The sequence below is a fragment of the Puia sp. genome, assembly GCF_035546395.1.
Lineage (GTDB): Bacteria > Bacteroidota > Bacteroidia > Chitinophagales > Chitinophagaceae > Puia.
The window spans coordinates 304,408-327,824 of the sequence record NZ_DASZXR010000008.1; the positions used below are offsets into that span (position 1 = coordinate 304,408).

Consider the following 23,417-nt stretch of genomic DNA (forward strand, 5'->3'; position numbering starts at 1 on the left):
CACTTCTGGTACAAATTCCGGCCGTAAAACTCTTCTGATTGGCTTTTGCGAATGCAATAGAGGCGACTGCCAGACAGCCCGCGATCATCGCGGGCAAGAATTTTAACCTTGTCATAACGGTGAGATTGCTTTTAGGCCATAGCGACAAATGGCTATCGCCAGTAATTGGTAATCTCATCAAAAATAACCCATGCGATACATTTGAATTGGACTAATATATAAGCGAAATGGATGGGTGTTTTTCCGTTCTCCCCTAAGGAGTAGCTCCACTGGCGTCCAATTCCAGGCCGGAATCAGTGCCCTTAAGGGCGGCGGGAACTCCACGGGTCATCCATTTGGGGGGGAGATCGTATTTCAAGTAATGGTTAAAAAATTGCAGCACTCTTAGGGTAAAATCACGTTTACTGTTCAGTGACACAAGTCCATGACCTCCATTATCATATTGCAGCATCCAGGCTTTCTTACCTAATCGCCGGAGTGCGGTGAATAACTCGATCCCTTGTTGGAAGGGAACGTCTCCGTCATTTTTGTTCGCCATCAATAACAATGGTGTGGTGATCTTGTCGGCACGTAAGACCGGCGAATTTTCAGCGTATTGCGATGGAATTTGCCAGAGCGTTGCGCCCATTCGATCCCTGTAAAGCTCGTATTGCCTCTGACGGCTGCTTCCGTCTCCGATAATGCTGCCGTATAGGCTGATGAAATCGCTCATACCGGATGAGGACATTGCAGCGGAAAAAATATTTGTATGAGCGATTACGTACAGAGTCTCGAATCCGCCAAAACTAGTGCCCTGCAAACCCATCCTATGCGAATCAATATACTTCCGATTTGAGAGGAACTTTGCAGCCGATACTATACAGTCGAATGCAGACCGGCCTGGTTCGCCGATTTTGTAGAAAATGTCAGGCACAAATACGAGATATCCGTTACTGACGTATAAAGGAATATTGATGTCAGCGCCACTAAGCTCAGGCTCCATAAAAGTGTGCAGCCGATCCGACGATCGTTCGTAATAATGGAAGATAATAGGGTAGCGATTAGTCGGATTGAAATTTTCCGGCTTATAAAGGATGCCCTGGCAGGAATTTCCGTCCGGCAGCCTCCATTTTATGAGCTCGGATGTGAGCCAATTGTACTTAGCTTCCGGGTGAAGATCTGTGACGCGGGTAAAATGTCGCAGATCATTCGACGAGAAGACGTCAGGAGATCTGCTTGCATCTTCAGAGGAAAAAAGAAAGGTTTGCGAATCACGGGCTTTTTCAAACACGACCGATGCCGATTGCATGGTTAGTGAATCCAACTTTCCCGGTTTGTCAAAGAAGACCCGGTAAAATCCCTGGTCTTTGTTGTCGGTATTCAACGCATGAAGAACAACGGATCGAGAGAAAGGGTAATCACCGTATCGGGGGTCCATTCTGAATACGATATGGTGCGCCTGACCATAGCTGCCGGTAAGCGCGACAGGCGCGGCTTTGCCGGTTAAATCCACCTGGTATACGTCATATTGCGCGTGGAGATATGCAAAGTCGTTCTCTTTTGAAAAGCCTCCAATTCCAATTGGGACATATTTACGATTTGGCTGGTCCTCGACAGATGGGTTAGTCCATTTATCATGTATGGCGGCAGTCAAGTTTCTGATAATGCCGGTGGATATTTCGTAGGAGCAGTAAGATGATTTTTCCGCGTCGTAGAACAAAACGTATTTTTCATCCGGGGATAAAGTAAAGAATGCGCTTGGTGCGACATTTGTCGCGAGAAGCTTTTTGCCTCCATTCTGAAGTGATAAGAGATAGATTGAAGCGGTCGCTTTTTTATTCCAATTCCATTCGGAATAGTAGTCGCCATCTCCCGTTTGATGGAGTAAGACCCAGTTGTGGAGTGGTTGCGAAACAAACAGATCCAGTACCGATTGGTTTTTATTCTCGATTTGAAGTATGCGATGGTCTACAAGATTTATGCTTGCTTTATATAAGTGACGACCTCGAGCCTGGCGTAGTTCATACAGCTGCCGCGATTGAAGACTGGGGTCATTGTAATTCCAAATGTCGACGCCGGGCGGAAGGGGGGTAACTTGTACATTAGTTTCGAGGGTAAGAATAGCGCGATTAGTTTCCTCATCTATAGAGAGAATTTCACCCAGCTTCAGGGAGAAGTCGGTAGTAACGGACCGATCGGTCGCTAGTTTAGTGGGGTTTTTACCCAATCGACAGTACCAAAGGGATTTTTCATTTGCGGAATCCCGGGTCAGGAACATTAAAATGGAGGCGTCGCGACTGAATTCAACGTTTTCGACGTTGTCACCGTTGTAGATGTCGAGCGCGACATTATCGTTTACATTAATGTACTTCAAATGGTAAATTGCGCCACTTGTTCCGGTGTCTTTTGTCAAAAATGCTATTCCTCCATTTGATGGTTCATTCCAGTAACTCTCCGGGGCAGGAACTAGCTTTTCCTGGCCACCAGGGTATTCTTTTATCGCCAGCTGATTTGGAGCCTGCTTCGTTCTGTAGAGTATAAGCCCAGAGTTTCTCCCTCTAGGGAGATATTGATAGGGTCCAAGAATATTTGGAAAATATTCTGCGGAATCTGCTCCCAAATTCACGAAAAAAAGGGTATCGTGTTGTTGGAAGATCAATTTCTCGCTGTTTTGGGTAAAATTGGGCGATAAAACGTCGATGTATTCTCTTTTCCATCTGCCGTCGGTTGCTTGTAAACAGAGGCGGTCGTGATTTCCGACCGGGTCGTGTATAGTGTAGAAGAGGAATTTGCCGTTATTGCTTATTGCGCGAATACCAAGGCGGGGCCATGTGCCGTATGCGCTAGAGTCCACTAGTAATTTCTGTGCACCTAAATGGAGGATCAGAAGCAGGAAAATGCAAAGCGAGAGTAGTTTTTTGGCGAATAACATTGCCTTTGGAAGTTTTATGAGATGATGCGGCCACAGATCGTTCGCGACGTTTAGCAAGATTAGTGGCGGAGGTGCAGCGACAGTTCAGTCTTATTGAGCCCTATCACGAGGAATCATTGAATCTAACCAATGAAGGCCGTGGAATAGCTGGCTGCGTGCTGGGCGAATGAATGTCTGAAAGCACTAATGTGCAATATACCAAATTGGTTGTTAATTATTTGCATAAAGCGACATTTTGGAGGGTTAAAGCCTGTGGTCATTCGTTGATTTGATAAAAGCTGAAATGTTAAGAATTTTTGGGTTATTGCTATTTGGCCTCACCATTGTATCCGCAACGCGTGCCGAAGCAAACATCAGCAGGAGCGGGGGAGTGAGATTTTTGGAAAACCTCAGCTGGTCGGAAGTAAGGGACATGGCGAAAAGGGAACGAAAATACCTTTTTATTGATTGTTATGCGTCATGGTGTGCACCCTGCAGAACGATGGATAACGAGACTTATCCAGACGAGCGAGTAGGTACTTTTATCAATCAATACTTTTTGTCCATTAAAATTCAATGCGATACGTCAAAAGGCGACGGTGTAAATGTCAAGGCCAGGTACGCGGATGCGCATCAGATCGTAAACGAGTATGGGATCAACGCATATCCAACGTATTTGTTCTTTTCTCCCGATGGTGAATTGGTTCATAAAGGTATCGGATATTATGCGCCGGAAGAATTTATCGGTCTTGCCCGTTCGGCCATGAAGCCCGCCCTGCAATACTATACCCTGATAAAGGAGTACAGGGCTGGGGAACTAAGCTACAACAAGATGGCTTACTTGGCGGAGTTGGCGAACCAGAATGGCGACGAAAAACTATTCGTGTCGCTAATAAGAGACTATATCCGCGGATATATCAATAATATGCCGGACTCGGGATTTTATGTGAAACACCGGTTAGACTCCGTTTTAAGGTATGTCAGCCAATTGCGTACAGATGATCGGATCGTGCTGTGGCTTATACAACATTCCCGACAGGCAGATTCCATTTACAGACGTAAGGGTTTTTCTGAAAGGGTTGTCGATCAGGTAATTTATCAGGATAAAATCATGCCTGTGATTGAGAGAGCCAAAGAGACCGGCGAGGTCCCCGATTGGCATCAATTGAGTAAAGATATTGTCGGGGAATTTGGCGACATGCACATGGATGCTGTTCTGCATGGGAAAATCGATTGGTATCAATATAGGGGCGACTGGGAACAGTTTTGCAACGCGTTACTCGATAGACTGGATAATTGGAAGGAGATGAAGGATGTGAAAAATTCCGATAACCGGGAATTGATCAATACTTACGCATATGGAGTTTTTCTTCGGAGTAAAGATGTCAATAAATTAGAGAGGGCGCTAAGTTGGATTACTCTTGTCGTTGATGTAGTCGAAGATTCTACAAAGCATGCATCGAATTTTATGGATACCAAGGCTAATCTTTTATATCGGTTAGGAAGAGGGGAGGAAGCGATTTCATTGGAAAACAAGGCTGCCATGATTAATCCCTTCGATAACAGAACGAAGGTTGCCCTAGAAGCAATGAAAGAAGGAAAACCTACCTGGTGAGATTGTTGATTGCTGTTCTTGAAAGGGATGAAGTTGTTTCATAAAGGGAATGATTCAATCTGCATTTTTCCTGCGGTGAATTGAGATAAATTACTTGTCTTTATTTCATTATATTGACAAGTATTAAATCTATATTCCTACCAATCTATTTTATTTTGATATCCTTGGGAACCTTTGGGCAGAAGGATATTTTCGGTAAAGGTATAAAGGACTCTATACCTATCAAATTCGATAGCCTGAAGGCGGCCGTTGTGACCGCTGCCAAGCGTCCGCAGTTGAAGGGTGATACGATTGAATTCAATGTTGAGCAAGTTCGGATGCGTCGTAACGCTGTTGTTCAGGATCTACTTCGACGTTTGCCTGGTCTACGTATCGAAATCGACGGGACAATAACATACAATGGTGAAAAGATCGAGCATCTCCTTGTGGGCGGGGAAGACATCTTTCAAGGTGGTCCTGGATTGGTGGCCCAAAATTTTGATGCCGATAAGATTGCACGTGTGCAGATTTTAGATCGAAGAAGCGATCGTTCTAGGTTTTCCGGCGTGGATGACGGAACGCGAATAAAGACGATCAACCTCGTTCTGAAAGAGAGTGCGAAAAACGGATATTCCGGACGGACGGAAATTAGTAGTAGTGCAGAGGGTAATTATACGGCAGGCGGAGTTGTGGCAGGGTTTCGAAGGAAGGAGCAATTCGCGGCGATTGCTCTTTCAGGGAATACTGGAGTAATAAATTTTGAAGGGGGCGGAGAAACGCAGGCTACGTACAGTTTTACATCGGATATCGGCGATCCGATCGGGGCGTCTGCCGGGACGGGAATTCCAAGATTCAGTGGAGCAAGTTTGCATTATAGCAATCAATGGGATGATTGTAGCCATCTAATGACAAACTATCAGTTTGGAAATCTTTGGACGAATCCCATAACAAAAACGGAGATGGTTCAAGTGCTATCTACGGGAATATACAGCCAGCAACAAAAGAGCCAATCTATAAACAAAGAGGAGCAGCAAAGCGGAGAAGTAGTTTTCGAAAGAAATATCAGTCCACGATCAGCGTTGCAAATGAGTCTTCAATCCTTATTTGGCCGATCCCGAAATCAATTGCAGGCGGTTTCGGAAACGCGACTCAATGATACGTTATTAAATAGTAGCCTAAGAAATGTAATCGATCAAGTTAATACTGACGGCATAGGAGGCAATCTTTCGTGGCGATTGGAACTGGGAAGGTTGAAGAGCAGAATCTTATCGTTCAGTGCAAGAATTTCCAAGGACGATAACAAGGCTTCCGGGTACATCTATTCGATGAACCGGTTTCTTGAAAGAGGGACAGTAAACACGAATTTGGATACTTTAGACCAGCGAAAGGTCGTTGCTGCACACAACTTTAGTGATCAATTCGAGCTCACGTATACGCAGCCTGTTTTTCATGTCATTGATCTCGGGTTTATCTATGAGTTGACTGATGGATATAGTAATCCGATTCAGGCCTCGTACAATCGAGCCGGTGGGAAATATACACAGTTGGTAGATAGTTTGACCAATGACTTGAAAGTCCATACTCTCAGTCAACAAGCTGATATTTCGATCCAGGGCAAACTTAAAGGCCTTAAGTATTCGGTCGGCACTTCGTGGCTGTACCATTACTCCGCTCAAAAGCTTAGGGGTGAAGGGTCAGTTTTACCACTGCGGAACTTTTACGTGGTTCCGAGGGTGCTGATTGATTATTTAATAAGGAAGGCTCTGGATATGCGGATTAACTACGAAGCGAGGACGCTACAGCCTTCCGTTTCCGAATTAGCGTCATTGAAAAACAATAACGACCCTTTGCGGTTGACGATAGGAAATCCCAACCTACGGCCCTCTATAAACCAATCCCTTATCGTAAACTTTCGATTGCTCAGGCCATGGATGGTTTATACTGCATTTGTCTTTGGATTCAACAGCAATAGTATAAGCACTAAGACGGTAACCGATAGCTCGGGACGACAGGTTAGTCAGCCTGTCAACGTAAAAGGTGGACGTACGCTTGGAGCCAATTTGTTTATTAATCATGCAATGGGCGGAATAGAGTGGGGTTTTCGTAGTACTAACAGTTATAATAGATCGATTAATTATGTCGACGCGACCTTAAATCGAAGCACGGTGATTTCCGCGAGCGGTGGCGTAAGTGCCACAAAATACGTTTCGAACAAATACAGTATTCAATTGAATGCCGATATTAAGTACCTCGACTCCAGGAATTCTGTAAATGCTTCTGTTACAATGCATTATTGGACACAATCACACGGGGCTTCGGTTAGGTTGTTCGTTATTCCTCACTATGAAATAGGGAGCAGTGCAACTGTCATTTGGCAAGAGAGGGCGAACGAATTTTCGAGTAATACATCCACAGTGCTCTGGAATGCTTATTTGAGCCGAAACCTGTTGCATGATGATTTGAGAATAAAGTTCCTGGTTAATAATGTGCTGGATCAAAATGCCGGAATCACAAGGATAAATAAAGGGAACACCAACACCCAAACCGCCTCGAATATTCTCGGGCGGTATTGGATGTTGAGTGTCATGTACCATTTCGAAAAAAAATTGAATAAAAAATAGCTCAGGCTGATTGCCGGTTTCGATACTCGGTTGGCGCAATGCTGAACGCCTTTTTAAAGGCCGTGCTGAAGCCGTTGTAAGTGTCGAATCCGACCTTGGAGGCGATCTGGTCGATGGTGTCATCTGTTTCTTCGAGGAGAGCCTTCGCTTTCTCAAGGCAAAGTCGCAGACGGTACTGATAGGGGCTGGTTTGAAAGAGCTCGCGGAAACCTACTTTTAGTTTGAACTCGTTGATGCCGGCCCGGTCAGCGAGCATGGGGATGTGGATGTGGGCTACCGGATCTTTTTCAATGAGGGATTTGGCCAGTTCGATGGCGGGAACGTCGTAGAGTTTTGTGCGGGAAATGGGTTGCTCGTAGCCCGCAATTTTCTTTTTGCGTTGCATAAATGATAAGGTTTAAAGAATGTCCGACAACTAATATACGATCCTTGCCTGACGCGCAGCAAAAATTCGTGGGCTACCAAAAGCAGAAAAGCGTTTACTAAAGGACGAGAGTGAAGCGGCTTTGCGGTTTGGGGCTAAAAAAACCGCAAGTGATAGCAAAAAAGTAACAAAAGCAGATGGTTAGGCGAAGCGCGCTGCGAGTCTGCTGCAGTTTGTTGGAAGATTAAAAGCCTTCTCATAATTTGCTTGTACTTAATCACTAATCCCGCTTTATGGAAGAAATGCTGCAGTTTCTCTGTTCTGTTTTTCCCCAGCCAGCCGAGTGTCTTGCCGCAATCCGGAAAATGGCTAAGCGCCATGAGGTGCGTAAGGGCGATGTTCTTCTTCGCCCCGGCGAGATCAGCCAACGGCTGTATTTTATCAAGAAGGGTCTATTGCATTGTTATTATGATGTGGATGGAAAGCCGGTGTCGGCGGGCTTTTTCATGGAAAACGACACGGTGGTGTCCGTCGGCAGCTTCTATTCGGAGACGCCCAGCGAAGACTGCCTGGAGGCGTTCGAAGATGGCGAACTTTACTACATCGAACGGGACGAGTTCTTTCAGCTCTGCAACAGTTATCCCTCGTTTTGTTTCCTGGCCCTTTTGCTTTTCATCAAGTACCTGACCTTGTTTCATGATCATGCGCGACTGATCCGCAAGCGCCGGGCCGAAGACAGACTGCGCCTGGCAAATGAAAAATATCCGGAGCTGTTCCAACGGGTGGCTAAGAAATTCCTGGCGTCCTGGATGGGGGTGGAGCGGGAGACTCTCAGCCGGCCTACCCGGAAAAACAGGCGACGGAGCAAATAAAGTGATTTTTGTCATTCTCGTTTTTCATCGAGTTCGATTATTTTTGTTTTGCAAGTAACCAATAGTGTGAGCGTAAGAAGTGTGATGTTTGGCGTTGGCGAATGCAGGTACGGGGTACCGGCTGCGCAAGGCCGGACCCCGTTTTTTGTGCTCCGGCTGGTTGCGAACCTTTTTTTTAATGTAAAATGCGGATGAAATGAAGAACAGTGCGGAGAACAAGATGTACATCGCTTTGCTGCGCAGGGAGCTGCACAGGGCCGAACAAGGGCTGTCCGAGGGAGAGGAAAGTGTCGAGATCAGTTTTGCGGGGAGTGAGATCGATCTGATCGAGATCGGGATGGCGCTTTGGAGGTCGAGGTGCGTCCGGGTAAATGGAGAGCCGGCGACACAGGAATTTATCCAGTCTCTGCTCGAGATGACCTTCCATAAACCGATCAACAATTGGGAGGGCGGGGTGCAGGGGCTGAAGAGCCGGAAGAACCCCGTGGCGTGGTTAACGACGGCGACACGACAGTTGCAGGCTCATCTGGAGAAACTCGCTGACGACCGACCGGGTTGGAAGTAGATTGTGTTTCAAGCGCGTGCGAGCCGGATTTCCTCAGTGAGTTCCTTAGTATTGAAACCGCGCCCGCCAAATAAACAACATTTGCATCGTAAACATTTTTTCACCGAAAAAATCGATCGCAAATGTTGTTTTTTATTTCCTGGGGCCGATTCCTGACAGCGATTCTTCTGTTGACGGTCCTTTACTATGCAATTTTACTGATCTTGTTTTACCGAGACAGACTCTTTGACTGGTTGCGGAAGAGGGCGCCGCTGCTGTTGGTTGCCATTGCCGGTGGGACTGTCGCCCGGGCACAGGACGGTAACCAGGGCATCAGCCAGGCCAACACGATGATCCGGGGATATTATGACACCGGGTGCCAGCTGATGTATGCCATTGGAGCGGTGTTGGCGTTGGTGGGGGCGGTGCAGGTGTTCCGGCACTGGAATGCAGGACATCAGCAGGAGGCCTATAAGGCCGCCGCCGGCTGGTTTGGCAGCTGTGTCTTCCTGGTCATAGTAGCCACGGTCATCAAATCCTTCTTCGGTCTTTAACAAGCCATGTGATATGACAACGAGTGTCTATCCCAATTATCGGGCCATCGGGCGCCCGATGGAATTCAAGGGTCTCAAAGGATCCTACATCCTGGTCGCCGCCGCGGCGCTGATCGCCGATCTCCTTCTCTTCGTCCTTCTCTACTGTTGTGGTGTTCCGCCATGGCTTTGTATCCTCATAGCCTTTGGAGCTGGAGGAACCGCGTTAGTAATGACGGTGTGGCTGAGTCGGCGGTTCGGCGTCCATGGATGGATGAAACATCTTGCCGCCAGAGCCCTGCCACGGGTCATCCGGGCCGGCAGCCGGCAAGTTTATTTAAACCTTTTTAAAAGAGAGTCATGAAAACTGTCCAACTGGAACAGATCCTCCCCTTCCGGGAGATCGACCAGGACTGCATCGTCAGCCGAAAAGGCGATGTGTCCATTATTTTCGAACTATTCAAATCGCCCATCTTCACGCTTTTTCAATCCGAGATGGGTCTTCTCCACGAAGCGCTGGCGAAAGGCATCGGGTGCTTTTCCGATGGCGTGACCGTTCATTTTCAGGAGTGGTTCACCGGAGTCCGCTATGAACTACCTCCGGCTTACCGGGACAAGGGGTCGACTACCGCTGCGGATAACCACCTGTTGACGACCACCGCCGATAACCATTTCCTGACGGCTGCCTCGGACCGGAAATTCGAGGGACGGAAGCATCAGCGTCACCGGAGTTTCCTCGCCGTCGCACGGAGAGCCGAAAGAGGGCGACCCTCCACCTCGGCGTTGTCCACGCTGGTCCGGCCGACGCTGGTGCCCGGGGAATTGCTGGATAAATGCACGCAGGAAGCGTTTCTTGCCAGCTGCCGGCAGCTGGCCGATATCCTCGAATCTACCGGACTGGTCAAGGTCCGGCAACTGGCGGGCGAGGAGTTGGCCGGCGGACCGGATACCACCGGGATCATCGAACAATATATGACCCTGGACCCGGAGCATCTCCAGCCGACGCTGACAGATATTGCGATTCACAACGGGAATATCCGCGTCGGAAGGAAGCAGGTGATCCTGTATACCCTGGCGGATGCCGGGAACCTCCCGGCACAATGCGCGCCCAGCTGCCGCTACGAGCCGTACAGCACCCCGGTGACCGAGCTGCCGGTGGGATTTGCCACCCATCTGGGACCGCTGCTGGATATCGACCATGTGTACAATCTCTTTATCGTCAAAGACGATCCGAGGCCGGAGCTGAAGAAGCTGGAGACCCGGCTCCGCCGGCTGAAGAGCCTGGCCGGCGCCAGCCGGGAGAACGGGGTCACGGCCGCGGAGACGGAAGCCTACCTGAACCAGGCGGCTCAACCCGGACAGGTACCGGTGCGGGTGCATGTCAACGTAATGGCGTGGAGCGAGGACCCAACGGCGGTGACGTCCGTGAGCAACCGGTTGAGCACGGCTATCGGGCGCACGGGTGCGACACCGCACCTGGAGACCGAGGGTGCGCCGCAGATCTGGTGGGCAGGAATACCGGGCAATGCCGGCGACCTGCCGATGAACGAGACCTTCGCCAGCTTTCTGAATCCGGCCTTGTGCTGGTTCCTCCCCGAATCCAGCAACCCGGACGCCAGCGCGCCCACGGGGATCCGGCTGGGAGACCGATTTACCGGGGTGCCGGTCAATGTCGATCTTTCGGACGAACCGATGCGCAAAGGAAAGACGGCCAATCGGAATAAATTTATCCTTAGCCCGAGCGGCAGCGGGAAGTCGTATAAGATGAATCATATGCTGCGCAGCTATCATGCCCAGGGCGCCCATAGCGTGGTTCTGGATATGGGCGGCAGCTACAAATCGCTGTGCCGGCTGCTGGACGGCCAGTATTTCGAGTGTACGGAAAAGGACCCGATCCAATTCAACCCCTTTCTTCTCCCGCCAGGAGAGACGCCGGATACCGAGAAAAAAGAGAGCCTGAAGGCCCTGCTGCTGACCCTGTTCAAGAAGACCGAGGAGGGGTTTACCCGGAAAGAATATGTCACCGTCAGCAATATGCTGGACGGATATTTCCGGTGGCAGACGCAGAACCCGGGGTGCTTCCCCTGTTTCGACAGCTTCTATGAATGGCTGCAGGATGAATTCCTGCCGCGACTGGAGGAAGACGGGATGAGAGAAAGCGATGTTGACGGCAAGGGCCTGTTATATGTGTTGCGCCCCTACTATAAAGGCGGCGAATTTCAATACCTGTTGAACGCCCGGGAGAATGCCGATCTGTTCCATCAGCGGCTGATCGTCTTCGATCTCGACTCCATCAAGGACCATCCCATCCTTTTTCCCGTGACCACGCTGATCATCATGGAACTCTTCATCAGCAAGATGCGGAAATTGAAAGGCATCCGGAAGGTCATCGTGCTGGAAGAAGCCTGGAAGGCCATCGCGAAGGAGGGTATGAGCGAGTACATCAAATACCTGTTCAAAACCGTCCGTAAATTCTATGGCGAGGCCATCGTCGTCACGCAGGATATCGAAGACATCGTGTCCAGCCCCGTGGTGAAGAACAGCATCATCAACAATGCCGATTGCAAGATCCTGCTCGACCAGAGCAAGTTCATGAACCGTTTCGATCAAATCCAGGAGTTGTTAGGGCTGACCGAAAACGACAAGGCCCTGATCCTCTCCCTGAACAAGGCCAATGACCCGGACAAAAAATACAAGGAAGTATTTATTGCGCTGGGCGCCACGGAGCGAAAGGTTTACCGCCTTGAAGTGTCCCTTGAAGAACACCTGGCCTATACCACGGAACCCTCCGAGCGGGTCCGGGTGGAAGAATATGCCGAAAAGCAAGGCGGCATCCTCCAAGGCATCCAGGCGCTGGCAGCGGACATCCGGTCCGGCGCCGTGAAGTGGCTTCTCGCCCTGGTCTTCACCACCGGTTTTCTGCTGGCGCCCCAGCGCAGAGCTTCGGCGCAGATCCTGGATATCATCGACGACGCGATCAAGGCGGCATTGGAAGAGGCCGATCTGCGCCTGCAACGGCTAAAGGCGGCGACCCTCTGGCTGCAGAATACGCAAAAGGCAGCCGAGAACAGCATGGCGGGCGAACTGCTCGACGATATCACCGGCTGGGTGCGGCAACAGGATGATCTCTACCATGCGTACTACGATGAACTGTGGCAGGTGAAATCCGTTCTGACGGGTTATAGCCGGGTAAAGAGCCTGATCGACCGGCAGGTGCAGCTGGTGAGAGCGTATCAGCAGGCGACAGCCGCCATCCGGGCCGATCCGCATCTCAGCGCCGCCGAGGCGGCGCAGATGCTGGACGTCTGCAAAGGCATCCTCGACGCGAGTATTCAGAATGCCGAACGGCTCACGACGGTGGTGACCGGCTATGCGACGCAGATGGATGACGCGGGCCGGTTGCAGACGATCGACGAGACGGATGCGGCCATCGACCGTGACTATGCCGCCTTGCGATCGTACACGCAGCAAGCGCGCCTGGTCAGTCTGCAGCGGGCAAAGGACCAGGCGGATGTACAGACCATCCGGGCACTTTACGGAATCCATTAAAAACATCAACGATGCTAAAATTACTCCTTCTCGCGGTCCTTGGCTGCGGTTGCCTGAACGCGCGCAGCCAGTCCATTCTCGAACTCACCGAGCAGCTGGCGATCGACGGCGAGCAACTGGCTGCCATGCGGTCGACCCTGCAGGAATTGGTTCAGGGATATAACGAGCTGAAAAACGGGTTTACCCAGATCCGCGATATCGCCAGGGACAATTTCCATCTCCACAAAACCTTTCTCGATGCGCTATGGGTGTTGAGCCCGATGGTGCGCGGCGACCCAAGGATGGGCACGATCGTCCACAACGCCTCCCGGATCATGAATGGATACCGAAGCGGTGGGGCGCTGGTTGCGACGAATCCGGTGTTCTCGGGGCCGGAGCTCGACTATATCAACGGTACCCTTTCGACCCTGTTGACCCATTGCAACCAGGACCTCGAGGAACTGGCGATGGTGAGCGCCGACAATGAGCTGCGGATGTCGGATGCCGAACGGCTGCAGACCCTTGGGCGCATCGACACCCGGCTAAAAGCGGAGCTGGTTTTCTCGCAGGAATTCAACAATACCCTGGCCGTCGAGGCGGCGAGACGACAGAAAGAAGCCGGGGATCTCAACACCTTAAAACGATTGTATGGTCTACCTGATTGATATCGCCGCGCAGATCGGCGGACTGCAGGGAACGCTGCAAGACGTGTACAATACGATGATCGTGCATTGCAGCGATCTGATCGGGACCAGCTCGGCGATAGCCGGTTTCGGCACGCTGTGGTATGTGGCCGCCCATGTCTGGACCCGCATCTCGAGGGCCCAGCCGGTGGAAATGGGTGCCCTTTACCGGCCTTTTGCGATCGGGATGGCCATCGCGCTGTGGCCCTATGTCATCGCCCTTATCAATGGCGTAATGCAGCCGACTGTAACGGGGACTGCGGCGATGTATAGCGACGCCAACCAGGGCGTGGCGACGCTGCTGCAGCAGAAGGAGGAGGCATTGAAACAAAGCACCGACTGGCAGATGTATGTCAATGCCAACGGCAGCGGCAGCCTGGAGCGCTGGGAAGAGCTGTCCGGGGAGGCCGATTCGGGAGTGTTCTCCGGCGTCAGTAACCGGCTGAAGTTCGAGATGAGCCGGGCGGCGTACAATCTCCGCAACTCGGTGAAGGTCTGGCTGTCGGAGATCCTGCAGGTGTTGTATGAGGCGGCGGCGCTGTGCATCAACACCGTGCGGACCTTTTATCTCGTCATCCTGGCGATTCTCGGCCCGCTGGCCTTTGCCTTCTCGGTCTACCGGGGACTGGAGGACAGCCTTACCCAATGGCTGTCACGATACCTGCATGTTTTTCTCTGGCTGCCGGTGGCGAATATCTTCGGTTCGTTGATCGCGCAGATCCAACAGGAGATGATCCGGCTGGATATTTCCCAGCTGAGCGCGACGGGCCAGACGACCTTTGGCGCCACCGATGCTGCCTACCTGGTGTTCCTGCTGATGGGCATTGTGGGGTATTTCACGGTCCCGTCGGTGACGCATTATATCGTCCGCAGCGCGGGTATGGGCGCCCGGTTGTGGCGGACGAGTCTCACCTAAAATCTATCATCTATGTTCCCAAAAACACGAAATCTCGAAACCGCTTTTCAACAGGTCCGGCTTTTTACGCTGGTGCTAATTGCGGGCAGTCTGCTGCTGTGTGGATTTGTAGTCTGGCAGGCGCTGCGGGCGATCGACCGAAACCAGGACCGCATCTATATCCTCGAATCGGGTAAGGCGCTGGTGGCGATGGCCGGGAGCCGCGCCGAGAATATCCCCGTGGAGGCCCGGGATCATATTCGCACCTTTCACGAGGCCTTTTTCACGCTCGATCCGGACGAGAAGGTTATTACGGCCCATCTCGGCAAGGCCCTGTATCTCGCCGATGGGTCGGCGCGGCGGGTGTATGAGGGGCTGAAGGAGAGCGGCTATTATAACGGCATCATTGCCGGCAATATCAGCCAGGAACTGGTGATCGACAGTGTCGTGCTGGATATGCGGGCCTATCCCATTCCTTTCCGGTGCTATGCCACCGAGAAGATCATCCGGCCGACCAGCCTGGTTACGCGGAACCTGGTGACCGAGGGGCTGCTGCGGAATACGGCCCGGAGCGATAATGATCCGCATGGCTTTTTGATCGAACGGTGGGCCATACTCGACAATCATGATCTGAAAATTGAATCACGTTAAAATTGTATTGCGATGAAATGGAAATTAACGAAGGAACGGCGGCGGGGATTGCTTTTCCTGCCGATAGTGGTATTCCCTTTTTGTTGTCTTGTTTTTCAGGTATTGGGTGGGGGTAAGGGGGCGGCCGGCGGCGCCGTCCCCCGGGGACTGAATATGCAGCTGCCGCCGGTCGCCGTGGATTGGCGGAAGGCTTTCCAGGACAAGTTAAAGACCTATGAGCTGGCCGATAAGGATTCGGTGCGGAAGGGCCAGTATCAGCGGCAGGACCCTTATCATGTGGATAGTGTGGCGCCTGCGGTTCCTGTCGTGAAGCCGGCGCCTTTTCCCGATCCGCGGGCGGAGCAGCTGGAGCGGCGCCTGGCCGGGCTGCGTAGCTCCTTGCAACAGCCGGTGCTGCAGTTGCATCCGGCCAATGCCGCGCGAGGAGTGGATGGATTGCCCCTGGCGGCGGCATCGAGGGATGGGGTAGGTGTGCCGCCCGTGACGAGGGATGCAGCGGCCGGCGCGCCGACTCCTGACCCGCAATTGGACCGGTTGAATGCCATGCTCGATAAGGTTATCCGTATCCAGCATCCCCAGGAGGCTGCGTCAGGCGCTGTCGCGGTGGCGCCGGCTGTCGTGCGGCCGGCGGATGCCGTACTGCCCGCGGACAGCGGGGTCAATAGCATCGCGGCCGTGGTCCCCGAAGATCAGACGCTGGTGGCAGGCGGGACGATCGCGCTGCGGATCACCGACGCGATCCGGGTGGCGGGGTGTGTGGCGCCGGCCGGGGAGATGGTGTATGGGACGGTGTCGCTGAATGCGGACCGCCTGCTGGTGCATATCGGCGCCCTGCGGAGGGATCGAAACCTGTACCCCACGGACTGGCAGGTGGTGGACCTGGATGGGTTGCCGGGCATCCATATCCCGGGACTGCTGGGCCGGGAAGTGGCGAAGCAGTCGGCAGACCAGGGTGTGAATGCGTTGAACGTGTTGACGCTGGATCCGAGTCTTGGGGCGCAGGCGGCGGGGGCGGGTATCCAGGCGGCAAAGAGCTTCCTCGGGCGGAAGGTGCGGGAGGTGCGGGTGACCGTGAGGGCGGGGTACCAGGTGTTGCTGCGTAATCTGCGGGTTGCTGACGGTTGGCGGATGGCGCGTTTGGGGACTGGGGAGACTGGTGATTCTGTTGGAGCCATGCGCCTTGTATCTGCGGCTGAGACGCCGGCATCCGCAGATAAGGAGACCGGCCCGGTTCCACCGGACTGGCCGGCGGATGGTTCCGTACTGGAGCGCTGCCGGAATGAGGGGATGGAGCTGCGGTTGCGCAGCGTGCGTATCCGCGACTCCTTGCTTTGGTTCGGGTTGGAGTGGGCCAATCATTCGCCGATCGGTTATTCTCCTGCGTACATGCGCTGGACGATGCGGGATCGGCGGGTGTTCCGGCGAACGGCGGTGCAGGAGCAGGGGCTGGAACCATGGGTCCCGGCTTCGGTAACCGCTGTTGGGGGGGATTCGGTCGGGCACAGCTTTGTGGGTTTTCGGCCTTTCGCCCTCGCAAAGGACAAGCAACTGGTGCTCGAGGTGGGGGAAAAAGGAGGGGGCCGGACCCTTGTGTTGATCATTTCTTCGAAAACCATCCTAAAAGCCAAACCCGATGAACCAAAAGCCCGTCGATAATCAACGTCCCGAGCTGCGGGTGCGGTATACGCCGGAGGAGTTTGCCCGGTTGAAGAAAGCCTTTGCCCGAACGGGATATAACCAGATCGGCACCTATGCCCGGAAGATGACCCTTGGGGAGCCCATCGAGATCGTTCAGCGGAACGGCAGCTTCGACCTTTTCGTCGAAGTCATCGGGCGGTTGCGGAAAGAGCTGGAGGCCGTGCGGAGCCGGAGCGATCTGTCCGCGGAGGAACGGCAACGGCTGATCGGGATCCATCAACAAATACAGCAAGCCATCGAACAAATCGTCCATCTATGCATGCCAATCTCAAACGCAACCCCAGCCCGGTAGCCGTGCTGGACTATCATGAAGCGAAGGTGAAACAGAAGGTCGCCGAGTGTATCGGCGCGGAGAATTTTGTGAAGGACCATGACACGCTGAGCTATGCCGACAAGCTGTATCCCTTCGAGCTACGGGCCGGGTATAACGATGCCGTGCGGAAGAAGATGTTTCATACGAGCCTGCAGTTTGGCAGAGGGGCCAGCGTCTCCAATGCCACGATGGTGGCCGTTGCACGGGAATATATGGAGGAGATGGGCCGGGGGGATCAGCCCTATTTGATCTACCGGCATCGCGACGCTCACCAGGAGCATCTTCACCTGGTCTCAACGAGTATCGACCGGGACGGGCAGGTCATCCCCGTGTCGAAATATATGCTGCGGCGAAGCTATGCGGTGACCGAGCGGCTGGCCGCGAAATATGGATTGCCGCATGGGGAGCCGGAATACGCCGATATTCCCGAGGCGCTGAAGCACCTGGACCAGGGTCTTCAAGTGTTGTACCCGGTGATCAACCGCGTCCTCGAGGAGGTGGTTCCGCAGTACAAGTATACGAGTCTCGAAGAGCTGAATGCGGTGCTCCGGCTGCACCGGATCGAAGCCAGCCGGGGTAAGGCGCATACGATGACCTGGGAGAAGCAGGGGTTGCATTATCATCCCCTCGGGGATGACGGAAAGCCGGTGAGGGAGTACCTGCCAGCGCGGCGGTTTCCCAGCCGGCCTACCTGGGCCAGTCTGGAGAAACGGTTTGTGGAGAACCAGGCCTTGCGCGAGCGGCATCGCGAGTCGCTGACCGTGACCATCGACTATACGTTGGCGGGGAAGCGGTTGAGCCTGGAGGCGTTGCGGTCGGCGCTGGCGAAACGGCGGGTGAGCCTTGTCACCGGGGCGGCGAAAGAGGGTGGAGAGAGACTTTGGTATGTGGATAATGCGAACAAGACCGTCTTCGAGGGGGCGGCGTTGGGGGAAAATTATTCTTTTGCCGCGATGCAGAAGCGGTTGGCGCCGGAGGAGGCGGATCAGCAGCAGCAAGAAGTCCAGCGGCAACAGCAACAGCAACGGAACCGGTTATCAATTTAGAAATTTATCGTTATGCAAACATCTGCGCATTCTTCGTACAGGGATATTACCCGGTTGAGCGGCGCCATCAGCGTCGCCTGCCTGGGACTGCATTTTTATCATACGGGGTATTGGGCCTTCGAACATTGGGGGTTCACCAACCGCATCACCGATCGAATTCTGGCGGTTGTACAGGGCACCGGCTTGCTTGGCGGGGTTACCATCCATGCGGTGATCGTGCTGTTCCTGGGGCTTTCGCTGACCGGTGCGCCGGCGAGGAAGAGTGTCGAGGTCTCGCGGCGGAGTATCGTAGGGTATCTGTTGGCGGGGGCGCTGTTGTTTTGCGCGAGTCCGCTGGTGTTCATGTGGGCCGCGGACCCCATGGCGACGATCGGGGCGTATTTCTTTTTTACGGTCCTTGGCTACCTGCTCCTGTTGATGGGCGGGAGCCGGTTGCGGCGGCTGCTGTCGGTGCCGGGGGCGGCCGATGACCCGTTCGGGCGGAAGCGGGGTGGTTTTCCCCAGGAGCGGCGGCGGATAGATCACGGGTTGTCGCTCAGCCTGCGGGCGGAGCATGTCTTCAATGGGAAGACCATGTCCAGTTGGGTCAACCTGGTCAATCCCCGCCGCGGGATCCTAATCCTGGGCGGGCCGGGGTCGGGGAAGTCGCGGTACATTATCGAGCCGCTGATCCGGCAGTTGATGGCGAAGGGTGTGGGGATCTTCCTGTATGATTTCAAGAGTCCCGTGCTGACCGGGCTGGTGTATCGGTGTTTTCTCGCTAACCGCGAGAAGTACCCGGCCGGAGCCAGGTTTTGCTGTATCCAGTTTGGGGACCTGTCGCGGAGTCACCGGTGTAATGTGCTGGCGCCGGAGACCCTCGGATGGGTGTCGGATGCGCTTGGGGCGGCGCGGACCATCCTGCTGAGCCTGAATAAAACCTGGATCCATAAGCAGGGAGAATTCTTTGTCGAGTCGCCGGTAAATTTCCTCGGCGCGCTGATCTGGTATCTGCGGAAGTACCAGGGCGGGCGATACTGTACCCTGCCGCACGCGATCGAGCTGGCGCAGCAGCCGTATGAGGCGTTGTTTCCCATTTTGGAGGCCGAGCCGGAGATCGAGTCGCTGATCCGGCCGTTTGTCGAAGCGCAGACCAATAAAAGCTTCGAGATGCTGGACGGTCAGATTGCTTCCGCGCGGATCCCCCTGAGCCGGCTGGCTTCGCCCGATCTGTATTATATCCTGACGGGGAACGATCTGCCCCTGGCCATCAACGATCCGGCCGCGCCGCGGATCTTCTGCCTGGGGGGTGATCCCGGGCGGCAGGAGGCGCTGGCGCCGATCCTTTCCCTGTATATCGACCGGTTGAACCGGCTTTGCAATCAGCCGGGGAGATACCCGCTGGCGATGGTCTGTGATGAGTTTGCGACGGTGAGGGCTTACTCGCTGGCGACGACCCTGGCGACGGCGCGGTCGAACGATATCATTCCCATCCTGGCGGTGCAGGATCTGAGCCAGCTGCGGGGATTGTACACCCGGGATGAGGCGGATGTGTTTATGAATATCTCCGGCAACCTGTTTTGCGGGCAGGTGGGTGGGGAGACGGCGAGATGGGTGGCAGAGCGGTTTCCGCAGGTACAGCGGGAAAGGGTGGGGTTTACCACGAATAGTTCGGATACGGCTGCGACTGTTTCGGTGCACTGGGAGCCGAGCGTTACGCCGGCTACTGTGGCGGGTCTTTCCTCCGGTGAATTTGTGGGGGTGTTGTCGGATGAGCCGGGGAGGGAGATGGAGTTGAAGGCGTTTCATGGGCGGTTGGTATTGGATCTTTCGGGTGGGGATGATTCGTCGGCAGCGGTTGAGTTGCCGGTGGTGCGGGCAGTGGATGCGGGGACGGTGCAGGTTTGTTTTGAGCGCGTGCGGGGGGAGATACGGATGCTGGTGGCGGAGGGGCATCGGAAGTTGGGGACTACCCGCTGAGGGTTATTCCTGCAGGCTTTTGAGGAGGTCAATGGCTTTGGGCTGACCGGGGATCACTCTTTTGAGCCTTTTCTTGGCATCGTAGATGGCGATCAGCGGGGTTGTGTTGGTTTTGAAGAAATGGAAGAAACTGTTGGCGCTGTCGCGGCCCATGGTGATGTTGGGGTATTGCGAGAGCTTGTAGAAGCGGTAGAAGGTGCGCATGTTCTTGAACCGATCAGGGGTGATGTAGTAGATGGGGATGTCCTTGAAGTTATTGATATGCTGTTTGATGTCGACGGTCAGCGCCTGGCAGTGGACGCACCAGGGAGAGAAGCCGAGGACGATAAAGGGTTTGCCGGCGGGAATATTTTCGGTTTTGAGCCAGGTAGTGCTGTCGGTCAGTTGGAGGGGGATGGAGGGGATGAGGCGGCCTTCGAGGCCGGTTTTTTCGAAGCTGGGTTGCCGGAAAGCGGAGACCAGGAACCAGGTGACGAGGGCGAAGAGGGCGAGGGCCGAGGAGTGGGTCAGCCGTCTGAAGTTTCTTGTGGGTTGTTGTTTGCGCAGGGCCAGGATGCCGATGACGGCGAGGATGACGCAGGCGCTGTTGAAGGCGACGTGTTGTTTGGGGGTGAGTTCTTCGATTATTCCGCCGCAGCTGCAGGTGAGTTCGTTGTCGATGAGAAGGATGATGACGACGTAGACGGTGAAAGCGGTCATCAAAGCTGCGGTGGTGTATAGGGCCTTTAGCCGGGTCCTGGGGAGGAAGAGGGCGATGGCCAGGAGAAGCTCGCCGATTGGGAGGGCCCAGGTGATGACGCCGGCCATCGAGGACATCAGGGGGGAAGAGGACAGTTGTTGCCGAAAGGTTTGGATCTCCGTGAGTTTGATGGCGCCAGTGTAGACGAAAAGGAAGATGAAGAAGAAGGCGATGACGTCGGCGAGGATGGAGCGGTTCATGTTTCTAACGGGATAAGTAACCCTGCTCAAGTTAGCAGGGTTACTGTTTTTGAATGGGATAAAACCGTTGTTGAACCGGATGAAGTCGGGTTTGCCGGTGATCAGGCGAGATTCTCGAGCTTTTCAATCTGTTCCCGGGAGATGAAGGAGACGCGAAAGCGGCCCTCTTCGTCATAATAATAGGTGCCTCGGTTGCGAGAGAATTTGATGGGCGCGCCCATTTCCTTCAGCATTTTGAGGTAGTCATAGAGACTGCGTTCGGAGATGCCGATCTTGTTGGCGCAGTTGGCGGGAGTGCCGGTGGATTTGAGATGGATCAGGTAGTCGAGCCGGATAAGGCGGTGCAATAGAGATTTCATAGCAACAAGGTTTTTTGCTTTTATGAATTGGTTAATGGATAACTACGTATGGTGCTGCTAACCGAGAGGGGGATGTAGAGTTGAAATGTGAGCCTTGGGGGATGAAGGGCTAGTGCTACAATCGGTTGAAAGATACGACGCAAGGAGGGTACACTGCAAATTTTGTTGGTTTACTAAAAACAGTATTTTCTTCGACGAAACTGGGTAAATTTGTATATTGTGACTGGTTATTCCTCTTATTCTCCTTGTCCAATTGCTTCCTTTCCTATCAGCCAAATGATTTTCAAAAATTTACAATTTGCATGAGTTGGCCTGATAAGCCTCCTTACCCAACAATGAAAATAAGTAGCAAAGGCGATGATTGGTTCCTCCTGTTCCGCGACGGGGATGAGGAGGCATTCCGGCATGTATTTGATAAATACTACCGCCCGATCAGTTATTTTGCCACGAAAATTCTACGGGAGGATACCTATGCCGAAGACATTGTAAGCGAGACCTTTCGCAAGGCCTGGGAACGGCGGGACAAATTTGACACCTGCCGGCATCTTGAGAATTTTTTGTACCTGGTGACGCGAAACGCTTGTATTTCGCATCTGCGCTCTTTGCGGGTGGCCCACACGACGGATCGGCAATGGGTTAAAATGGCCGGCGCCGATTCCGGGGAGCTCACGCCGCTGGATGTGGAGCGGGCTCAAGCCAAATTGGTCGAAGCCATTTTAACCAAAATGGAGCAATTGCCGGGGGGCAATGTTTTGCGGATGAGCTATATCGAAGGAAAAAGCACGAAGGAAATTGCGGATGAATTGAATACCAGTGAGAATAACGTATATATCATAAAGTCCCGCTCCCTAAAAGCCTTGCGATCGATCCTTACAAACAACGAGTGGATGTTCTTCGTGCTCGTTTTCATGCGTTTTTAGACTTATTCTCCGGCCAGTTGAGCCAGACGGATTGCATTGGATTGGCCATTTACCACCAGTTTTACCCTTTTTTTCGAGTCGAAGACCACTATGTACGGGACCCCCGGCGCCTTGAAATAAGGCAGGAAACGGTCTGCAGTATCTTTCACCATAACGATATTGGAAAATCGGGAGAGTTTGAAGGCTTTATAAAACAGCTTCATGTCGCTGAACGAAGCCGTTGTAAGGTAGTAGATGCGAATGTTTTTGAACTGGTCGATGTTGCGGATGATATCGCGGGTGAGGTCCTGGCAGTGGATACATATCGGGGAAAACCCAATTACCACCAGGGGCTGGCCTGAGGGGATATCGGCCGTATTGATGTAGGTTGTGCTATCGATAAGCTGCAGGTGCACCCTCGGTATTTCACGACCTTCCAATCCGGTTCTGACCGTTGCCGGGGCGGTGAAGGCCGTGAACAAGGCCCAGCCGACCAGCAACAATAGGGCAATGGTGCTGGTGCCGGCGAACCAGCGGAAGCGGGGGGAAGGCTGGGCGCGTTTGTAGAGGGTAATCGCCAGGGCGCTGAGGACTACTGATGAAGAGTTGAAAAGAATATGTTGTTTGGGCGTCAATTGTTCGATGATGCCCCCGCAGCTGCAGGACAGGCGGCTGTCCACGAAGAAGATGACAATTACATAAAGGGTAAAGAGAGACATAAGGATCAGCGTTCCATAGAGTGCTTTCAGCCGAAGCGCCGGGATAAAAAGAGCGATGGCAAGCAGGATCTCGCCGATGGGGAGGGCCCAGGAGAAGACGCCCGCCAGCGGACCGAGGAAGGGGGAAGAGATGATTTGTTCCCGGAAAAGGTGAACTTCGGAAAGTTTGACGACTCCGGTATATAGAAACAGCAGGATAAAGAAGTAGGTAATGACCTCGACGAGGATAGTCTTGTTCATGATCGGGCGATATGGAATACCCTCAAGTTAGCGGGGATAGCATATCCAAAAAGGATGGAAGTATTTCCGA

General features: G+C 53.2%; 20 protein-coding genes. 15 read left to right on the plus strand and 5 right to left on the minus strand.

What is annotated here, in order from left to right:
• Nucleotides 1–253: 253 nt before the first annotated feature.
• On the minus strand, nucleotides 254–2,911 hold the full coding sequence (locus VHE34_RS09675; RefSeq protein WP_325587182.1) for an alpha/beta hydrolase family protein: 2,658 nt from the start codon (nucleotides 2,909–2,911) through the stop codon (nucleotides 254–256).
• Between the two features lie 283 nt (nucleotides 2,912–3,194).
• Between VHE34_RS09675 and VHE34_RS09680 the strand changes: the two genes are divergently transcribed.
• Both VHE34_RS09680 and VHE34_RS09685 read left to right on the plus strand, forming a co-directional pair.
• The gene (locus VHE34_RS09680; protein WP_325587184.1) at nucleotides 3,195–4,505 is read left to right on the plus strand and encodes a thioredoxin family protein; all 1,311 of its coding nucleotides are present in this window, start codon (nucleotides 3,195–3,197) and stop codon (nucleotides 4,503–4,505) included.
• 164 nt (nucleotides 4,506–4,669) lie between these two features.
• Nucleotides 4,670–7,105 carry an outer membrane beta-barrel protein gene (locus tag VHE34_RS09685; protein ID WP_325587186.1) on the plus strand — a complete coding sequence of 812 codons (2,436 nt, stop codon included), beginning with the start codon at nucleotides 4,670–4,672 and terminating at the stop codon, nucleotides 7,103–7,105.
• A gap of 1 nt (nucleotide 7,106) precedes the next feature.
• Here VHE34_RS09685 and VHE34_RS09690 read toward each other — a convergent pair whose 3' ends face one another.
• On the minus strand, nucleotides 7,107–7,490 hold the full coding sequence (locus tag VHE34_RS09690; protein WP_325587188.1) for an AraC family transcriptional regulator: 384 nt from the start codon (nucleotides 7,488–7,490) through the stop codon (nucleotides 7,107–7,109).
• Nucleotides 7,491–7,834: 344 nt separating this feature from the next.
• Between VHE34_RS09690 and VHE34_RS09695 the strand changes: the two genes are divergently transcribed.
• The 12 genes from VHE34_RS09695 to VHE34_RS09750 all read left to right on the plus strand — a co-directional run bounded on the left by VHE34_RS09695 (nucleotide 7,835) and on the right by VHE34_RS09750 (nucleotide 20,191).
• Nucleotides 7,835–8,341 carry a Crp/Fnr family transcriptional regulator gene (locus tag VHE34_RS09695; protein WP_325587190.1) on the plus strand — a complete coding sequence of 169 codons (507 nt, stop codon included), beginning with the start codon at nucleotides 7,835–7,837 and terminating at the stop codon, nucleotides 8,339–8,341.
• 196 nt (nucleotides 8,342–8,537) lie between these two features.
• Entirely contained in the window at nucleotides 8,538–8,906 is a 369-nt protein-coding gene (locus VHE34_RS09700; protein WP_325587192.1) for an RteC domain-containing protein, read from the plus strand.
• Between the two features lie 203 nt (nucleotides 8,907–9,109).
• Nucleotides 9,110–9,439, plus strand: a complete 330-nt coding sequence (locus VHE34_RS09705; protein ID WP_325587194.1) for a DUF4134 domain-containing protein — start codon at nucleotides 9,110–9,112, stop codon at nucleotides 9,437–9,439.
• A gap of 13 nt (nucleotides 9,440–9,452) precedes the next feature.
• Complete coding sequence (locus VHE34_RS09710) at nucleotides 9,453–9,782, plus strand: DUF4133 domain-containing protein (protein WP_325587196.1); 330 nt, start codon at nucleotides 9,453–9,455, stop codon at nucleotides 9,780–9,782.
• Complete coding sequence (locus tag VHE34_RS09715) at nucleotides 9,779–12,967, plus strand: TraG family conjugative transposon ATPase (RefSeq protein WP_325587198.1); 3,189 nt, start codon at nucleotides 9,779–9,781, stop codon at nucleotides 12,965–12,967. The genes VHE34_RS09710 and VHE34_RS09715 overlap by 4 nt, the downstream gene beginning before the upstream one ends.
• 11 nt (nucleotides 12,968–12,978) lie before the next feature.
• Nucleotides 12,979–13,611 (plus strand): hypothetical protein, encoded by a 633-nt coding sequence (locus VHE34_RS09720; protein ID WP_325587200.1) that lies wholly within the window; start codon nucleotides 12,979–12,981, stop codon nucleotides 13,609–13,611.
• The gene (gene traJ / locus VHE34_RS09725) at nucleotides 13,595–14,545 is read left to right on the plus strand and encodes a conjugative transposon protein TraJ (protein ID WP_325587202.1); all 951 of its coding nucleotides are present in this window, start codon (nucleotides 13,595–13,597) and stop codon (nucleotides 14,543–14,545) included. Before VHE34_RS09720 ends, traJ begins: the two co-directional genes overlap by 17 nt.
• A gap of 12 nt (nucleotides 14,546–14,557) precedes the next feature.
• Nucleotides 14,558–15,175 carry a conjugative transposon protein TraK gene (traK, locus tag VHE34_RS09730; protein WP_325587204.1) on the plus strand — a complete coding sequence of 206 codons (618 nt, stop codon included), beginning with the start codon at nucleotides 14,558–14,560 and terminating at the stop codon, nucleotides 15,173–15,175.
• A 12-nt stretch (nucleotides 15,176–15,187) separates the two neighbouring features.
• Nucleotides 15,188–16,831 carry a conjugative transposon protein TraM gene (gene traM, locus VHE34_RS09735; protein ID WP_325587206.1) on the plus strand — a complete coding sequence of 548 codons (1,644 nt, stop codon included), beginning with the start codon at nucleotides 15,188–15,190 and terminating at the stop codon, nucleotides 16,829–16,831.
• Nucleotides 16,809–17,165, plus strand: coding sequence for a hypothetical protein (locus VHE34_RS09740; protein WP_325587208.1), 357 nt, complete (start codon nucleotides 16,809–16,811; stop codon nucleotides 17,163–17,165). The genes traM and VHE34_RS09740 overlap by 23 nt, the downstream gene beginning before the upstream one ends.
• Complete coding sequence (locus VHE34_RS09745) at nucleotides 17,129–18,232, plus strand: relaxase/mobilization nuclease domain-containing protein (RefSeq protein ID WP_325587210.1); 1,104 nt, start codon at nucleotides 17,129–17,131, stop codon at nucleotides 18,230–18,232. The genes VHE34_RS09740 and VHE34_RS09745 overlap by 37 nt, the downstream gene beginning before the upstream one ends.
• Before the next feature lie 12 nt (nucleotides 18,233–18,244).
• Nucleotides 18,245–20,191 carry a YWFCY domain-containing protein gene (locus VHE34_RS09750; protein WP_325587212.1) on the plus strand — a complete coding sequence of 649 codons (1,947 nt, stop codon included), beginning with the start codon at nucleotides 18,245–18,247 and terminating at the stop codon, nucleotides 20,189–20,191.
• Between the two features lie 3 nt (nucleotides 20,192–20,194).
• Here VHE34_RS09750 and VHE34_RS09755 read toward each other — a convergent pair whose 3' ends face one another.
• Entirely contained in the window at nucleotides 20,195–21,130 is a 936-nt protein-coding gene (locus tag VHE34_RS09755; protein ID WP_325587214.1) for a TlpA family protein disulfide reductase, read from the minus strand.
• Between the two features lie 101 nt (nucleotides 21,131–21,231).
• The gene (locus tag VHE34_RS09760; protein ID WP_325587216.1) at nucleotides 21,232–21,489 is read right to left on the minus strand and encodes an HTH domain-containing protein; all 258 of its coding nucleotides are present in this window, start codon (nucleotides 21,487–21,489) and stop codon (nucleotides 21,232–21,234) included.
• Between the two features lie 335 nt (nucleotides 21,490–21,824).
• Between VHE34_RS09760 and VHE34_RS09765 the strand changes: the two genes are divergently transcribed.
• Nucleotides 21,825–22,409: an RNA polymerase sigma factor gene (locus tag VHE34_RS09765; RefSeq protein WP_325587218.1), complete on the plus strand. Its 585-nt coding sequence runs from the start codon at nucleotides 21,825–21,827 to the stop codon at nucleotides 22,407–22,409.
• Between the two features lie 2 nt (nucleotides 22,410–22,411).
• Here the strand turns inward: VHE34_RS09765 and VHE34_RS09770 are convergent, their stop codons facing one another.
• A complete protein-coding gene (locus VHE34_RS09770) occupies nucleotides 22,412–23,347 on the minus strand; it encodes a TlpA family protein disulfide reductase (RefSeq protein ID WP_325587220.1) in 936 nt (311 codons plus the stop codon).
• Nucleotides 23,348–23,417: the final 70 nt, after the last annotated feature.

Excerpts from the sequence above, each read along its gene's own strand:
- VHE34_RS09675 (WP_325587182.1), bottom strand. The coding sequence starts at position 2,911 with ATGTTATTCGCCAAAAAACTACTCTCGCTTTGCATTTTCCTGCTTCTG.
- VHE34_RS09755 (WP_325587214.1), bottom strand. The coding sequence starts at position 21,130 with ATGAACCGCTCCATCCTCGCCGACGTCATCGCCTTCTTCTTCATCTTC.
- VHE34_RS09745 (WP_325587210.1), top strand. The coding sequence starts at position 17,129 with ATGCATGCCAATCTCAAACGCAACCCCAGCCCGGTAGCCGTGCTGGAC.
- VHE34_RS09695 (WP_325587190.1), top strand. The coding sequence starts at position 7,835 with ATGGCTAAGCGCCATGAGGTGCGTAAGGGCGATGTTCTTCTTCGCCCC.
- VHE34_RS09710 (WP_325587196.1), top strand. The coding sequence starts at position 9,453 with ATGACAACGAGTGTCTATCCCAATTATCGGGCCATCGGGCGCCCGATG.
- VHE34_RS09770 (WP_325587220.1), bottom strand. The coding sequence starts at position 23,347 with ATGAACAAGACTATCCTCGTCGAGGTCATTACCTACTTCTTTATCCTG.
- traM (WP_325587206.1), top strand. The coding sequence starts at position 15,188 with ATGAAATGGAAATTAACGAAGGAACGGCGGCGGGGATTGCTTTTCCTG.
- VHE34_RS09750 (WP_325587212.1), top strand. The coding sequence starts at position 18,245 with ATGCAAACATCTGCGCATTCTTCGTACAGGGATATTACCCGGTTGAGC.
- VHE34_RS09740 (WP_325587208.1), top strand. The coding sequence starts at position 16,809 with ATGAACCAAAAGCCCGTCGATAATCAACGTCCCGAGCTGCGGGTGCGG.
- VHE34_RS09700 (WP_325587192.1), top strand. The coding sequence starts at position 8,538 with ATGAAGAACAGTGCGGAGAACAAGATGTACATCGCTTTGCTGCGCAGG.
- traK (WP_325587204.1), top strand. The coding sequence starts at position 14,558 with ATGTTCCCAAAAACACGAAATCTCGAAACCGCTTTTCAACAGGTCCGG.
- VHE34_RS09715 (WP_325587198.1), top strand. The coding sequence starts at position 9,779 with ATGAAAACTGTCCAACTGGAACAGATCCTCCCCTTCCGGGAGATCGAC.
- VHE34_RS09765 (WP_325587218.1), top strand. The coding sequence starts at position 21,825 with ATGAAAATAAGTAGCAAAGGCGATGATTGGTTCCTCCTGTTCCGCGAC.
- VHE34_RS09690 (WP_325587188.1), bottom strand. The coding sequence starts at position 7,490 with ATGCAACGCAAAAAGAAAATTGCGGGCTACGAGCAACCCATTTCCCGC.
- traJ (WP_325587202.1), top strand. The coding sequence starts at position 13,595 with ATGGTCTACCTGATTGATATCGCCGCGCAGATCGGCGGACTGCAGGGA.
- VHE34_RS09720 (WP_325587200.1), top strand. The coding sequence starts at position 12,979 with ATGCTAAAATTACTCCTTCTCGCGGTCCTTGGCTGCGGTTGCCTGAAC.
- VHE34_RS09760 (WP_325587216.1), bottom strand. The coding sequence starts at position 21,489 with ATGAAATCTCTATTGCACCGCCTTATCCGGCTCGACTACCTGATCCAT.
- VHE34_RS09680 (WP_325587184.1), top strand. The coding sequence starts at position 3,195 with ATGTTAAGAATTTTTGGGTTATTGCTATTTGGCCTCACCATTGTATCC.